Origin of the sequence: Methylobacterium sp. GXF4, assembly GCF_000272495.1 — a bacterium.
GTDB lineage: Bacteria > Pseudomonadota > Alphaproteobacteria > Rhizobiales > Beijerinckiaceae > Methylobacterium > Methylobacterium brachiatum.
Window position 1 is genome coordinate 172,420 of the sequence record NZ_AKFK01000051.1, and the last position, 13,443, is coordinate 185,862.

The window sequence follows — 13,443 nt, forward strand, 5'->3', positions numbered from 1 at the left end:
GGTCTGGGTCGGCGAGGGGGCCGCTTTCGTCCTCCGCTGCCTTCGGTGACCGCCCGAAAGCCAGAGGTCCTCACCGCCGCCCGCCCATCCGCTTAACCGGTTGGACACCGTGTTGCCCCAAGCTGACCGCAGGGTCGCCATCGGCAGCGGTCAAGACCCGGGGGCGCGGTCGAGGTACGGGCGTGATCGAGCGTCCGATCCGTCCTCCCCGCTAATCCGCCGCAATTCGCGTGCGGTAACCGGGTCGCGCCGCAATCCACGCGCGCGCCGGTGTCGGATCGTTCGAAGACGGGATGCATGGCCAAGGGTCGGGGCAGGATGGAGCCGAATTTCGACGTGCCGGAAGGGCGCGTGCGGGATCGCGGCGAACTCGACCTGCGCCTGTCCCGGGACGACCGGGCCGGGACAGGAGAGCGCGTGGGCAAGCGAGCGGGCGAGACGACGCGGGCCCCGGCCAAGACCACGGCGCGCCGGTCCCCGAAGAAATCCGGCCGGTGGCGGCGCTCGTGGCTCGGCCGCATCGTCTACGGCACCGTGGTGCTCGGCCTGTGGGCGGTGATCGGCATCGCGGGTCTCATCGCGTACCACGCCTCGCAGCTGCCGCCGATCGACCAGCTGGCGGTGCCCAAGCGGCCGCCCAACATCGCCATCCTGGCGAGCGACGGCTCGCTGCTCGCCAATCGCGGTGAGACCGGCGGCCGGGTGGTCTCGATCAAGGAGCTGCCGCCCTACCTGCCCCGGGCCTTCGTGGCGATCGAGGACCGGCGCTTCTACCAGCATTTCGGCGTCGATCCGGTGGGCATCCTCCGGGCGATCGGCCAGAACCTGACCCGGCGCGGCGTCGCGCAGGGCGGCTCGACGCTCACCCAGCAGCTCGCCAAGAACCTGTTCCTGACGCCTGAGCGCTCCGCCTCGCGCAAGATCCAGGAGGCGATCCTCGCCCTGTGGCTGGAGCACAAGTACAGCAAGGACGAGATCCTCGAACTGTACCTGAACCGCGTCTATTTCGGCGCCGGCGCCTACGGCGTCGAGGCCGCGGCGCAGCGCTATTTCGGCAAGCCCGCCAAGGAGGTGTCGCTGGCCCAGGCGGCGATGCTCGGCGGCCTCGTCCAGGCGCCCTCGCGGCTCGCCCCGAACCGCAACCTGCCGGCCGCCCAGGCCCGCGCCGCCCAGGTGCTCGCGGCCATGCAGGAACTCGGCTTCGTGCCGGCGCAGGACGCCAAGGTGGCGCTGGCTCAGCCGGCCCGGCCTGCCAATGCCCGGGGCGGCGGCTCGGCCAACTACGTCGCCGACCTCGTGATGGACGTGCTCGACGATTACGTCGGCAAGTTCGACACCGACATCACCGTCCAGACCACCGTGGATACGAGCCTTCAGGCCCTGGCCGAGAAGGCGCTCACCGACGAGCTGAACGCCAAGGGCACGCGGTTCAATGTCGGCCAGGGCGCCCTGGTCTCGATGCGGCCCGACGGGGCGATCCGCGCGCTGATCGGCGGGCGCGACTACGCGCAGAGCCAGTTCAACCGGGCGACCACGGCCAAGCGCCAGCCCGGCTCCTCGTTCAAGCCGTTCGTCTACCTCGCCGCCGTGGAGCACGGGGCGACGCCCGAAACCGTGAAGGACGACGCGCCGATCCGCATCGGCAACTGGGCGCCGGAGAACTATTCGCACCGCTACGACGGCCCGGTCACCCTGCGCACGGCGCTGGCGCATTCGCTCAACACCGTGGCGGTGCGGCTCGGCCAGGAAGTCGGCCCGAAGACCGTGGTGCAGACGGCGCAGCGGCTGGGCATCACCTCGCCGCTCCAGGCCAACGGCTCGATCGCGCTCGGCACCTCTGAGGTGACGCTTCTGGAAATGGTCGGCGCCTACGGGGCCTTCGCCAATGGCGGCACCGGGGTGATCCCGTACGTGGTCACCTCCGTGAAAAGCGCCGCCGGCAAGGTCCTGTACAAGCGCTCCGAGAACGGGCTCGGCCGGGTCATCGACGCCAATGCCGACGGCATGATGAACGCCATGATGCACGAGACCTTCGCGTCCGGCACGGCCAAGAAGGCCGACATTCCGGGCTGGGAGCTCGCGGGCAAGACCGGCACGACCCAGGATTTCCGCGACGCCTGGTTCATCGGCTATTCGGGCACCCTCGTCACCGGGATCTGGCTCGGCAACGACGACGGCGAACTCACCAAGAAGGTCACCGGCGGCAATCTGCCAGCGGAGATCTGGAAGACCTACATGACCCAGGCGCTGAAGGGTCAGAACCCGGTGCCGCTGCCCGGCCTGAACCGTTGGCGCAAGCCGCCGCCCGAGACCACCGCCTCGGTGGCGAGCGCGGCACCGAGCGCCCCGACCGACATCCTCGGCCAGATCTTCGGGGATCCGGCCGCCCCGGCGCCCCGCCAGCAGGCTCCCTCGCGTCGGGCGCCCGCGAAGGACGACCGCAACTTCGTCGAGAAGCTGTTCGGGATCGGCGAATAGCCGGCCCCGCTCAACGGCGGATCAGGACCACGCCGCCGATCAGGAGCGCGACGCCGAGCGCGCGCGGCACGTCGATCGGCCGTTGGGCGAGGCCGAGCCAGCCGTAATGGTCGAAGATCACCGAGGCGAGCATCTGGCCGGTGACCAGGAGCGCCAGGAAGGTCCCGGCCCCGAGCTGCGGGACGAGGACGATCCCGAGGCCGATGAAGATCGCCCCGAACATCCCGCCGCTCCACGCCCACCAGGGGATTCGCGCCAGCATCCCGGCGGACGGGATCGGGTCGCGGGCCACGAGGGCGAAAACCACCATGCAGGCAACCCCGACCGTGAAGCTTACGACGCCCGACAGGGCGGCCGAGTTGAGCGCCGTGCGGAGATTCGCGTTCAGCGCCTGCTGGATCACGATGCTGACGCCCGCCGCGAGAGCGAGAGACAAGGGCAGAAGCAGTTTCAGCATGATGGGCGGCTGCTTTCGGTCGGCGCGGGGGTGACGGTCGCAGGGCGGCGGTGCCGTCTTGACAACCATCCGGCGCCCATGCCGTCAAATGCCTCGGATCGCCGTGTTCATGCGTGAGGGGCATGATGAACCCCGGTCACCTCGACCTTTTCCGCGCCGTCTTGCGTCATGGCGGAATGACGAAGGCTGCGGCTGCACTCGGTATCGGGCAGCCCCATATCAGCCGCGCAATCGCGCAGCTCGAGGCCGATGTCGGCTTCGATCTCTTCGTCCGAGGTCACGGAAGCGCGACGCCTACCCGTGAGGGCGAGGCTTTCGCTCGCGAGGTCGAGCGATCCTATGCGGGACTTGAACATCTGCGCGACGTCGCGCGCGAGATTCGCGATGTCGGGACCGGACCGCTTCGTATCGCGTGCCAGCCTTCGCTCGCGGCGTCGCTGCTTCCGCGGGCTATCCGGCGCTTGAGTGCCGAATGTCCGGGCGCTCGCGTGGCGGTACATGTGCCGAGCCCGGACACGATATGGTCGTGGGTCGCTTCTGGCCAATGTGAGATTGGGCTCGTTCGACCGCGGTCAGGTATTGCGGGCGTGACCTGCGAGCCCTTCCTATCGGTCGATGCCGTCTGCGCGCTCCCCCGGCATCATGCGCTGGCGCGCCGGGCGGTGGTCACGATCCAGGATCTCGCCGGCGAGACACTGATAGCGGGAGCGCCGGGCGCTTTTCAGGGCGAATTCGAGCGTCTTTTAATAGGAGCCGGGATCGCGCCGCGCTTTCCGTTCATGGCTCAGTACACGGCGGCCCGCTGCGGTCTTGTGGCGGAAGGTCTCGGGCTTGCCATCGTCGATCCGGTTCCGGCACGCGCGCTCGCGCATCTGCCGATCGTGCTGCGGCCGTTCGAACCATGCCTGCCCATCGAGACGGTGCTGATCGGCCCGAAGGGTCGACCGCCGGACCACATGGCGGGCCGCCTCGTCGCGCTGCTCGCTGCCGAGCGCGACGCACTGATCGCCGACGCTGCGCCCCATCGATGCTCAACCCGATGACCGGCTGCCCCGATAAGCGTCCTCGGCTCCTCACAGCATCGGCAGCATCCGGGGGCGCGGCCCGCGCGGGAAATGCGCGTCGATCATGGCGAGTTCGGCCGGGCCGAGATGCAGGTCGGCCGCGGCGGCATTCTCGATCGCCCGGGCCGGACGGCCGGTCTTGGGGATCGTGAACGTGCCGGGCAGCCGCGTGAGGAAAGCCAGGGCCACCGCGTAGGGGGTCGTGCCGTGGGCGCGGGCGATCCCGTCGAGGACGCGGCCTCCGGCGCTAGCGGGATCCGGAAACTCGCCGCTGCCGAACGGCGAATAGCCGACCATCGCGACCCCGTGCTTCTCGCACCAGGGCAGCACCGCGTGCTCGATCGCCCGTTCGTTGAGGTGGTATAGGACTTGGTTGCAGGCGATCCGGTCCGGCCCCGCGATCGCGAGGACCTGGTCGAGATCGTCGACGTCGAAGTTGCTCAACCCCCAGGCGAGGATCTTGCCCGCCCGGCGTAGATCCTCGAATCCCGCGATCGTCTCGGCCAGGGGATGCTGCCCGGGCCAGTGCAGCAGGTAGCAGTCGAGCCGGTCGGTCTTCAGCCGCCGCAAGGAGGCCTCGCAGGCCCGCACGACGCCCCGGCGCGTGGCATTGCCCGGGACAACCTTCGAGACGAGGAAAACCTCCTCGCGGCAATCGGCGGTCGCCTCGGCCACGATCGCCTCGGCATCGCCGTACATCTCCGCGGTATCGATATGGGTCATGCCGACATCGATGCCGGCCCGCAGGGCGCGCACCGCGTCGGCCCGGTCCGACCCGTCGATGTGCCACGTGCCCTGGCCGATGACCGGCACAGAAACGCGCGTCGATCCGAAGCTCCTGGCATACATGGCAGCGCTCCCTTCCCGGCCGCGATGGTTGTTGTTGTTTGGCGTCGGCGTGCAGGTCCGGGCCGAGCCCGCATCCGCCCGAGCGATGGGCGACCCGGCCTGCAGGCCCGAACGCCCGCCGCGCCTTACTCGCGCCATCTTGGGGGGATGAGCAATGGGCGGTCGCCGCTCCGGTGCGAAACTTTAGGCCAGTGTCTCACGCCGCGCTCAATGAGGCTGCCAGGGTGTCCGCGAGGCTGCGTGCCGCGCTTCGGACGCGGCTCCCCAAGCTTGGGCCCGACGGGGACGCGTCGCGCGTTCCGGCCGCGCGTTCGGTCCAGTGGGAGACGCGCTGATGCTGCCGGCCCACCGGATGTTCTGGGGTCTGATCCTGCTCGCCGCCGCCGGCGCGGGGCTGCTCTACAACGTCATCTTCGCGGATGCCGCCGCGCCGCTCGCCGGCTTCACCTACGGCCTGTGCATGGGCGCCACCGTGCTGGCCTTCGACCGGGGCCTGATCCTGGCCGGGCTGCAGGCGCGGATCCGGCGCCTGCCGGCCTGGCTCTACGTGATCGCGGCGGAACTCGCCTACGTGCTGATGATCGTGGCCGGCAACGCGCTGGGCGGCCTGATCGTCTGGAGCCTCGGCCTCACCGGGGACGAGCTCGCCGTGGCGACCCGGATGACCGCCCGGGTTCTCGCCTACGCGCTGGCGGTGGCGGGCCTCCTCGTCTTCGTGATCCGGATGCGCGACCTCGTCGGCGGCGAGATCTTCGTGAACTTCATGATCGGGCGCTATCACAAGCCGGTCGCCGAGGAGCGGATCTTCCTGTTCCTCGACGTGGTCGGCTCGACCGCCTTCGCCGAGACGCATGGCGATCTGCGCGCGCAGGAATATCTCAGCGCGGTCTTCGCCACCCTGGCCGAGCCGGTGCGCCGCAACGGCGGCTCGGTGGACGATTACATCGGCGACCTCGCGATGGTGACCTGGCCCATGAGTCGCGGCCTGAAGGACGCGCGCTGCGTCACCTGCGTGTTCGACGTCATCGACCGGATCGAGGCCGACGAGGCGGCCTGGATCGCCCGGTTCGGCACGGTGCCGAAGCTGCGGGCGGCCCTCCATGGCGGCTCGGTGGTGACCGCGGAAGTCGGGGTCGACCGCCACAAGATCGCGTATTTCGGTGATGCCGTGAACGTGACCTCGCGGATCGAGGCCCTGTGCCGTCCGCTCGGCGTCGGCATCCTGATCTCGCAGGATCTCCTGGGCCGGCTGCCGCGGCTTCCGCCCGGGGTGCGGGCGCGCTCGCTGGGGGCGCACGCCCTGCGCGGGCGGGGCGCGCCGCTCGCGGTGGCGACGCTGGAGCGTGGTGCCGTCGATACGGGGATCGCCGAGGAGCCCGCTCCCCGCCGGGTCGCGGCCGCGCGCTGATGGCGTCCTCCGGAACCGGGCCCTGGACGGGGCTGACCGTCCTGAAACTGGTGCTGCGCTTCGGGCCGCCGCTGGTCGGATTGGTGGTGATCGGTCGCGCGGTCATCCTCTCGATCGGCGGCGATATCGAGCGCTGGCAGTTCGCCCTCGGGGCGCTCCTGATCCTGGCGGGCTTCGCCTCGAAGCTGGTGCCGCGGCGATGAGCGCGGAGGAGAGCCGGCCGCCGATCTACCTCGACGCCGATGCCTGCCCGGTCAAGGACGAGACCTATCGGGTCGCCGCGCGCTACGGCCTCACCGTCTATGTCGTGGCCAACAGCGTGCTGAATCTGCCGCGCGAGCCCTGGATCGTGCGCGTCGTCGTCGGATCGGCGCTGGATGCGGCCGACGACTGGATCGCCGAGCGCGCCGGCCGCGGCAGCATCGTGCTCACCGCCGACGTGCCGCTCGCCGCGCGCTGCGTGAAGGCCGGCGCCACCGTGCTGGCCTTCACCGGCAAGCCGTTCAGCGAGGCCTCGATCGGCATGACGCTGGCGACCCGGGACCTGATGCAATCCCTGCGCGAGGCCGGCACCATCACGGGTGGGCCGGCCCCCTTCTCCCGCGCCGACCGGTCGTCGTTCCTGTCCGCCCTCGACCGCGCGGTGAACCGGATTCTGCGGGAGCGGCCGGCTGCCGGATGAAGGTTGGCCGGCTCGGGGCTCGGGTCACGCGAAACCGAGAACGGCCCGAGCTTTCGCCCGGGCCGTTCTCGCTCGTCGGTTGAATGACGACGGTCAGATCTTACCTTCGAGACCCATCGTGTAATATTTGTGGACGATCTTGTCCTGGTTCTCCAGCAGCCAGTCGATTGACGGCTCGTTGGTCATGGCCTTCCGGATCGCCTCGGTCATGCCCTTGCGCTGGATCTCGAACAGAGCCTTGTGGTCGACGGTCTCCGCCTGGATCACGCCGGGGCTCAGCCAGACCGAGCAGATGATGCCGAGGTCGTTGGCCTTGTCCTTCGGGATGTAGCCGGCCCGCACCGCGTCGAGGACGCCGTTGGCGATGGCGAACTGCACGGTGCCCATCAGGATCGAGGTGTACTTGCTCTCGGTCACGCTGACCTTGGACACGCACAGGGTCACCGGACGGACCATGATGTCGGTGTTGAGCAGCGCGAAGACGCGGCTGTGGCCGACGACCTGATCGCCCGTCAGCGTCGCGATGGCGGTGCCGACCGGCCCGTCGAGCTCGCCGATGATGACCTCCGGCTCGGATGCGGTGTTGGGCGGGCCGCCCGCCACGAGGGCTTCGCCGGCCCGGAGGATGATGCGTTCACTCATAAGGGTAGGCTCCATCGCAAGCGGCGCCGACGCATCGCCCCGAAGGTCGGTGACCGACCGTCAGGTTGGCGTTCGGGCGCGCGGTCTCAAGTTTCGGGTATCGGTCTGGCGCAAGGCCCAAGGGCCCACGATCGTGTCCCGCCGCGGCCGCGCTCGCTGGCGGCCGCGTCCCGGGTTCAATCGTCCGAGGCTGGGACGAGGGCCTTCAGCGCCTCGTTGACGCGATCCTGCCAGCCGGGACCGTCCTTCTGGAAATGGGCGAGCACGGCGCTGTCGAGGCGCAGGGTGACCATCTCCCGGGCCCCCGGGACCGCCGCCGGGCGGGGAGACGCGGGCGGGGGCGGGGCAGCCGGCTTGGCGGTCGTGGCAGCCTTGAAGGCTGCCTCGGCGGCCGAGCGCGGATCGGTGAATCGGCGGCGGTTGCGATCGTCGGCCATCGGCCCTCAGTCCTTCGCGGCAGCTTTCTTCGGCGCGACCTTCTTGGCGGCGCCCTTGGCACTCTTGCTCGCGATCTTGGCGGCGGCCTTGGCTTCCTTCTCGGCAACCTTGGCCTGAACCTCGGCGGCCTTGGTCTCGGCCTCGGCGGCCTCCTTGGCCAGTCGCAGCGAGCGGAGCTTCAGCGTCCGCTCGTCGATCGCCTTGATCGAGGCATGGTGCTCGGCCATCGCCTGCGCGCCCTCGCGCGCCATGCGCTCGGCGCGCTCCGCACGCTCGGCGCGGTTGTCGGCGCGGGTCTTGGCTTCGGCTTCCGCGTCGCGGATGTCCTCGGCCTCGTCGAGGTCGGTCTCAGTCTCGTCGCTCATCCTGTGCCTTTCGCCCCGGGCCAGCGGCACAGCATCCTGCGCGCAGGATCAGTGTCTGGAACGGGTCCGGCCTGTTCGAGGGGTGGAGGGGCAAGGCCGGATGATCCGCCCCGCCGCGTCGTCCTGCGACGACTGTTCGAGGCCGTGATCAGAAGCGCAATAGCACGCTCTGGCGGTCCCTGGCGAATCCGGCCGATCGGTCGAGCAGGACAGGGGAGCGTATTCGTCTCAGAACGCGGGGCGCCTGTTCAATCGAACCACGCGTCTCTGCCTCGGCGAGCGTCGCTTAATCCCGCTCAACGCACGCGATAGTTGAGCGGGATCGTCACCGAAAGGCTCGGTTGCGTCACGCCGGGGGGCGCCGGCGGCATGCCGCCGCGCACCGCCGCGAGCGCGGCGCTGTCGATCTGGCCGACGCCGCTCGACCGGGCGAGGCCGGCGCCCGTCACCGAGCCCGAGCGCGTCACCGTGAACCGGACCATGGCGGTGCCCCCGGCGGTGCCGGCGGCGGCGCCCGGATTCATCCGGCTGTGGATGGCCGCGCTGATCGCTCCGGTCCACTGGCGCAGCGCGCTGGGATCGCTGCCCGCGGCGGCCCGACCGGCGGCGTTCTGGCGGGAGGCCGAGGCGGAGTTGCGCGCCTCCGCACCCTGCTGGGCCTTGGCCTGCTTCGCCTTGGCTTCGCGCGCCGCCTTCAGCTTCGCTTCGCGAATCTCCTCCAGGCGCTCCTCGCGCTTCTGCTCGCGCAGTTTCTCTTCGCGGATCTTGCGAAGCTTCGCCTCGCGCTCGGCCTTGAGCTTCGCCGGATCGGGCTTCGGCTTCGGCGGATCCTCGGTCTTGGCGACCTCGGTCGGCGGCGGCGCCAGCGGTTCGGCCGCCTCGGAAGCCGAGGTGATCACCTCGCTCTGCGCCTCGACCGGGACGGCTTCCTGCGGCGGCTCGGTGACGGCCTGGGTCTCGTCGGGCTTGACCTCGGTCATCTCCGGCGGGGGCGGCTGCACGGCCTCGTCGGGCGGCAGATCCACCGGCTTGGCCTCGGGGGGCGCGGCCTGGCTCATCTGCTGCTCCGAGGGCGCCTCGGTCGCCGCATCGCTCATCACCGGTGCCAGATCGATGGAGATCTGCTGCTCGCCGGGGGGCGCGGGCGGCGTCAGCCGGTAGAACATCATCCCGACGAGCGCGAGCGCGTGCAGCGCGAACGCGACCAGGAAGGCAGCGAGCAGCCCGGAGGGGCGGCGGTCGCCGGGACCTGCCGACAGATCCGTCGAAGTCAGCGTACTCATCGATTCAGCGAGCGGTCCCTGCGGGAGCGGCCGGGGCCGCCGGGGCGGGGCCGCCCGGCGACTGCGCGATCAGCGACACCTTGGTGAAGCCCGCCTGACCGACGAGGCCCATCACCTCCATGATCTTGCCGTAGGGCACGTCGCGATCGCCGCGCACGAGGATGACCTGGTCCTTGTCGGCCGCCGCCATCTCGCGCAGGCGCGGCATGAGGCTGTCCATGGTGAACACCTCCTTGGCGATCGACGGGTTTCCGTCCTTGTCGACCGTGACCTCCTGCGGCTTCTTCGATTGCGCGACCTTGGCCGCCGCGGTCTTCGGCAACTGCACCGGCACACCGGTGGTCATCAGCGGCGCCGCGACCATGAAGATGATCAGCAGCACGAGCATCACGTCCACCATCGGGGTGACGTTGATGTCGGACATCGGCATGTCGTCGAGGTCGTCATCGTCGCTTGCGCGGATCGATGCCATCGCCATTGCGGCGTCTCCGGTTGGTTGCAGGCGGCCCCGGTCGGGCCATGGGTCGGGCCGCTCTCGGCCGGTACGGCGTCGGCGGGCGCCTCAGATCATAGGGTCGGTGCCGAACCGCGTCGCAGCGCGACGCGACCCGGCACCGGCCGACGGCTACTCCGCGGCGGCGCGGTGCTGCCCGGCGCCGGTCCGTTCGCGCGCGAGCCGGTCGCCCAGCAGCGAGATGTAGGAGGTGAAGGAGCTCTGGATGCCGCCGATGTCGCCCGAGAGCTTGTTGTAGGCCATGACCGCCGGGATCGCGACGACGAGGCCGATCGCGGTGGCGAACAGGGCTTCGGCGATGCCCGGCGCGACCACCGCCAGCGAGGTGTCCTGGCTCCGCGCGATCGACGAGAACGAGTTCATGATGCCCCAGACCGTGCCGAACAGGCCGACGAACGGGGCCGTGGAGCCCGAGGTCGCCAGCAGCGGCAACCCGGTGCGCAGGCGCTTCATCTCGAGGCCGAGGGCGCCGCGCATGGCCCGCTCGATCCGCTCGCGCCGCTCCGCCCGGGTCTCGGTCGGATCCTGGTCGCGCCACGCGTCGATGGCGGCCTTCACGACATGCCCGGTGAGGCCCTTGTGCTCGCCGTCGAGGCTTCCGCCCGAGCGCACCAGCGTCTCGAAGGCCTTGGCCTGACGCCGGGCGGCGGAGAGCCGGATGATCTTCTCGAAGACCACGGTCCAGCACGCGATCGAGGCGATGATCAGCAGGATCATCACGCCTTTCACGATCGGGTCGGCCTGGAGGAACAGGCCGAGGAACGAGAAGTCGTGGGCGGCCTCGGCCGGGGCTTGTGTCGGGTCCATCGCGGGCTCCTGGCGTCGTGGTGTCATGCGGCCCACGGCCGCCGTCTCATCGGGATGCGGCGAAAGCCGCTGACCGCCCGGCGGCTCTCGCTGCCGGGCGGCGTCGTCGCAACGTCCGTCGGGCCGACCGCATCAGCGGTCGAAGGCTGGTCCTGCCTTCGTCTCGGTCTCGGTCCGCTCCAGGCAGGCCTCCCGGGCGGCGTCGCCGCCGTCGCAGGCCAGGACGTCGTTCAGCAGCACCCGGCCAACCTTGGCGCAGGCGATGCCCGGGAAATCGAAGATCTTCACGGTCGTCTTGCGGCCCGGAAGCGGGCCGAGCTCCACCGCCACGCGCTTCTGGGCGACCCCCTCAGGGTCGAAGGCGAAGAGATCGACCTTGTAGGATTTGAGGCCGGCGCCCTTCGCATTGTCGACCACGAGGGTCACCCGGCAGGCCTCGCCCGCGGTCTCGAGCTTGTTCAGCTGCAGCTTCAGCGGTGCCTTCTCGGGCGCAGCCTCCTGGGCCAGGGCCGAGACGACGAGGAGCGCCGAAAGCGCCAGGCAGGCCACCGTGTCGAGGGCGATCCGCCCGATCCGCCGGCGGTACAGAGGGACGCTTAAGGCAAGCACCAACCGATTTCCTCTTCTCGTGAGCCCGACCGAGGCCGGGGAAGGCCGCTGACGCAGCCGATTCAGTGGAGCACGACCCGGTTCGGGCACGCCGTCGGCGCCAGGCGCTCGGCCGCCTCGTCGAGGGTGGCGACGGCGGCGCGAACCGCCGCGACGAGTCGGGGCGCCGCCTCACGCCCGGTGATCGCGGCCGCGGCCTCCTCGAGATCGGCCCAGAGCCGACGCCGGGCCCGGCCGATCAGCGCCACCAGGGCGCATTCGTGTCCCGTGACCCGACAGCAGCTCGCCGGCATGAACGACCAATCGTCCTCGCGCTCGGCCCGGAGCGCCCGGACGATCGCGACCACGCTGGCGACGAATCGACACCCTTCCGCCGGACCGAGGAGCTGCTCCGCACCGTCGAAGGCGGCATTCCAGCACGCGACATCGCTGGTCATGTAGCCGGCTGCGACGAATCGGGCGACCGACAACGCGAGGATGTCGGCCTCGTCGCCGCACACGTCGACGACACGCTGCATTGCCGTATGACTTGCCGGACTCGAAGGCGCGCTCATCGGGGCTCCGCTGCATCCCGCTGGGTTCCGGGAAGGCTCGGCAATCGCCCGCCCAGGCCGACGATTACCAGCGGCGGCAGTAGCTATGCCGGCCTTTCGGATCAAGGCCCGGCGAGAAAATCAGAGCAGTTCCAAACTGTTAGACGAAAGCGTAGCTGTGGCGAAGCTTGCTGGAAGATCCCGCCTTCTCTTGCCTGAACCTCCCACATCGTTGGCCTGTGTGGGGCGCGAATAGTGATCCTCGGAGGAAATTAACCGGTTCCCTTGATGGGCTTGGGGCCGCCGGCCATATCTCCCTCTTGCCGGCGGCGTTCCGCCCGGTGGAGCGCTGCCCTGTGCGGGCTCCATGGTGTCGAGGTGCTCGGAGATCCGCGGGCTGCGGCTAGTCCCAGGGTCGGAGGCCTCGCTGTGAGGATGACGGCCGCGATGACTCGACCCTCGCCCTTCGGGCATCCGTTCCTGCTCGGCTTCGACGAGATCGAGCAGGCGCTCGACCGTGTCGCGAAGGGCGCCAATGACGGGTATCCTCCGTATAACATCGAGCGCCTGCCTCGCACCGAGCGGGAGCCGGAGCGTCTGCGCATCACCCTGGCGGTCGCCGGGTTCACGCGCGATCAGCTCGACGTGATGCTGGAGGACAGCCAGCTCGTCGTCCGCGGCCGGCAGGTCGAGGAGCGCGAGCGGCACTTCCTGCACCGCGGCATCGCGGCGCGGCAATTCCAGCGAACCTTCCTGCTGGCCGACGGCATGGAAGTATTGGGAGCCGATCTCGCCAACGGCCTGCTCTCGATCGATCTCGTCCGGCCGGAGCCGGATCGGATCGTGCGCAAGATCGATATCGGCGCCCGCGGCTAGCCCGCGGACGATTTCGGGACCGGTATGGATCCTGCCCGACGATGCGTTAGGTCGATTGATTGGGCGCCGGGAATCCCCACATCAGCGTGGAGCCACCGGTGCCTCCGGGACCGGAGGTGGACGCTCTGCCACCCCAGGAGGGCAAGACATGACGAACTTGAACGCATCGCCCCTGACCCCTGCCGATCTCGACCCGGCCGAGTTCAACCCGGCTGATTTGGCTGCGCTGGGCGAGGGGCACATCGCCTACGTCCGACCGATCCGGTCCGACGAGGTTCGCCGCCTGTTTCCGCAGGCACCGGAACTGATGCCGGGTCTCGACCTGTTCGCCCTGTTGTCGGCGAGCGGCGAGCCGATCATGCTGGCGGATTCGCGGGACGTGGTGCTGGCCAACGCGGTCGCCCAGGATCTCCACGCCGTCAGCCTGCATTGATCCTG

General features: G+C 69.9%; 17 protein-coding genes. 7 read left to right on the forward strand and 10 right to left on the reverse strand.

What is annotated here, in order from left to right:
* Positions 1 to 297 precede the first annotated feature (297 nt).
* Positions 298 to 2,478: a transglycosylase domain-containing protein gene (locus WYO_RS08745; protein WP_039902546.1), complete on the forward strand. Its 2,181-nt coding sequence runs from the start codon at positions 298 to 300 to the stop codon at positions 2,476 to 2,478.
* 10 nt (positions 2,479 to 2,488) lie between these two features.
* On the opposite strand, the gene WYO_RS08750 is transcribed toward WYO_RS08745, so the two are convergent.
* Positions 2,489 to 2,935, reverse strand: coding sequence for a DMT family transporter (locus tag WYO_RS08750; protein ID WP_007561357.1), 447 nt, complete (start codon positions 2,933 to 2,935; stop codon positions 2,489 to 2,491).
* A gap of 176 nt (positions 2,936 to 3,111) precedes the next feature.
* On the opposite strand from WYO_RS08750, the gene WYO_RS29810 reads away from it, so the two are divergent.
* Positions 3,112 to 3,978 carry a LysR family transcriptional regulator gene (locus WYO_RS29810; RefSeq protein ID WP_244424125.1) on the forward strand — a complete coding sequence of 289 codons (867 nt, stop codon included), beginning with the start codon at positions 3,112 to 3,114 and terminating at the stop codon, positions 3,976 to 3,978.
* 30 nt (positions 3,979 to 4,008) lie between these two features.
* Here WYO_RS29810 and WYO_RS08765 read toward each other — a convergent pair whose 3' ends face one another.
* Positions 4,009 to 4,848 carry an aldo/keto reductase gene (locus WYO_RS08765; protein WP_007561362.1) on the reverse strand — a complete coding sequence of 280 codons (840 nt, stop codon included), beginning with the start codon at positions 4,846 to 4,848 and terminating at the stop codon, positions 4,009 to 4,011.
* 334 nt (positions 4,849 to 5,182) lie between these two features.
* Between WYO_RS08765 and WYO_RS08770 the strand changes: the two genes are divergently transcribed.
* Genes WYO_RS08770 through WYO_RS08780 form a run of 3 tightly spaced genes read left to right on the forward strand, consistent with a single transcriptional unit; the run spans position 5,183 to position 6,938 of the window.
* Entirely contained in the window at positions 5,183 to 6,256 is a 1,074-nt protein-coding gene (locus tag WYO_RS08770; RefSeq protein WP_007561364.1) for an adenylate/guanylate cyclase domain-containing protein, read from the forward strand.
* On the forward strand, positions 6,256 to 6,459 hold the full coding sequence (locus WYO_RS08775; protein ID WP_007561365.1) for a hypothetical protein: 204 nt from the start codon (positions 6,256 to 6,258) through the stop codon (positions 6,457 to 6,459). The genes WYO_RS08770 and WYO_RS08775 overlap by 1 nt, the downstream gene beginning before the upstream one ends.
* Entirely contained in the window at positions 6,456 to 6,938 is a 483-nt protein-coding gene (locus WYO_RS08780; protein WP_007561367.1) for a YaiI/YqxD family protein, read from the forward strand. The genes WYO_RS08775 and WYO_RS08780 overlap by 4 nt, the downstream gene beginning before the upstream one ends.
* A 93-nt stretch (positions 6,939 to 7,031) precedes the next feature.
* On the opposite strand, the gene WYO_RS08785 is transcribed toward WYO_RS08780, so the two are convergent.
* From WYO_RS08785 to WYO_RS08820, 8 genes are all read right to left on the reverse strand, one after another.
* The gene (locus WYO_RS08785) at positions 7,032 to 7,580 is read right to left on the reverse strand and encodes a formaldehyde-activating enzyme (protein ID WP_007561369.1); all 549 of its coding nucleotides are present in this window, start codon (positions 7,578 to 7,580) and stop codon (positions 7,032 to 7,034) included.
* 176 nt (positions 7,581 to 7,756) lie between these two features.
* Positions 7,757 to 8,017, reverse strand: a complete 261-nt coding sequence (locus tag WYO_RS08790) for a BrnA antitoxin family protein (RefSeq protein WP_007561371.1) — start codon at positions 8,015 to 8,017, stop codon at positions 7,757 to 7,759.
* Positions 8,018 to 8,023: 6 nt separating this feature from the next.
* On the reverse strand, positions 8,024 to 8,383 hold the full coding sequence (locus WYO_RS28965; RefSeq protein WP_007561372.1) for a hypothetical protein: 360 nt from the start codon (positions 8,381 to 8,383) through the stop codon (positions 8,024 to 8,026).
* 296 nt (positions 8,384 to 8,679) lie between these two features.
* A complete protein-coding gene (locus tag WYO_RS08800; RefSeq protein ID WP_007561374.1) occupies positions 8,680 to 9,666 on the reverse strand; it encodes a cell envelope integrity protein TolA in 987 nt (328 codons plus the stop codon).
* Positions 9,667 to 9,670: 4 nt separating this feature from the next.
* Positions 9,671 to 10,144, reverse strand: coding sequence for an ExbD/TolR family protein (locus tag WYO_RS08805; protein ID WP_007561376.1), 474 nt, complete (start codon positions 10,142 to 10,144; stop codon positions 9,671 to 9,673).
* A 147-nt stretch (positions 10,145 to 10,291) separates the two neighbouring features.
* A complete protein-coding gene (locus tag WYO_RS08810; RefSeq protein WP_007561378.1) occupies positions 10,292 to 10,987 on the reverse strand; it encodes a MotA/TolQ/ExbB proton channel family protein in 696 nt (231 codons plus the stop codon).
* 132 nt (positions 10,988 to 11,119) lie between these two features.
* Positions 11,120 to 11,575, reverse strand: coding sequence for a hypothetical protein (locus tag WYO_RS08815; RefSeq protein ID WP_047170775.1), 456 nt, complete (start codon positions 11,573 to 11,575; stop codon positions 11,120 to 11,122).
* A gap of 83 nt (positions 11,576 to 11,658) precedes the next feature.
* Entirely contained in the window at positions 11,659 to 12,114 is a 456-nt protein-coding gene (locus WYO_RS08820) for a hypothetical protein (protein ID WP_244424117.1), read from the reverse strand.
* A gap of 462 nt (positions 12,115 to 12,576) precedes the next feature.
* On the opposite strand from WYO_RS08820, the gene WYO_RS08825 reads away from it, so the two are divergent.
* Together WYO_RS08825 and WYO_RS08830 are read left to right on the forward strand one after the other, a co-directional pair.
* Positions 12,577 to 13,005, forward strand: a complete 429-nt coding sequence (locus WYO_RS08825; RefSeq protein ID WP_039902549.1) for an Hsp20 family protein — start codon at positions 12,577 to 12,579, stop codon at positions 13,003 to 13,005.
* Positions 13,006 to 13,153: 148 nt separating this feature from the next.
* A complete protein-coding gene (locus tag WYO_RS08830; protein ID WP_007561386.1) occupies positions 13,154 to 13,438 on the forward strand; it encodes a DUF1150 domain-containing protein in 285 nt (94 codons plus the stop codon).
* Positions 13,439 to 13,443: the final 5 nt, after the last annotated feature.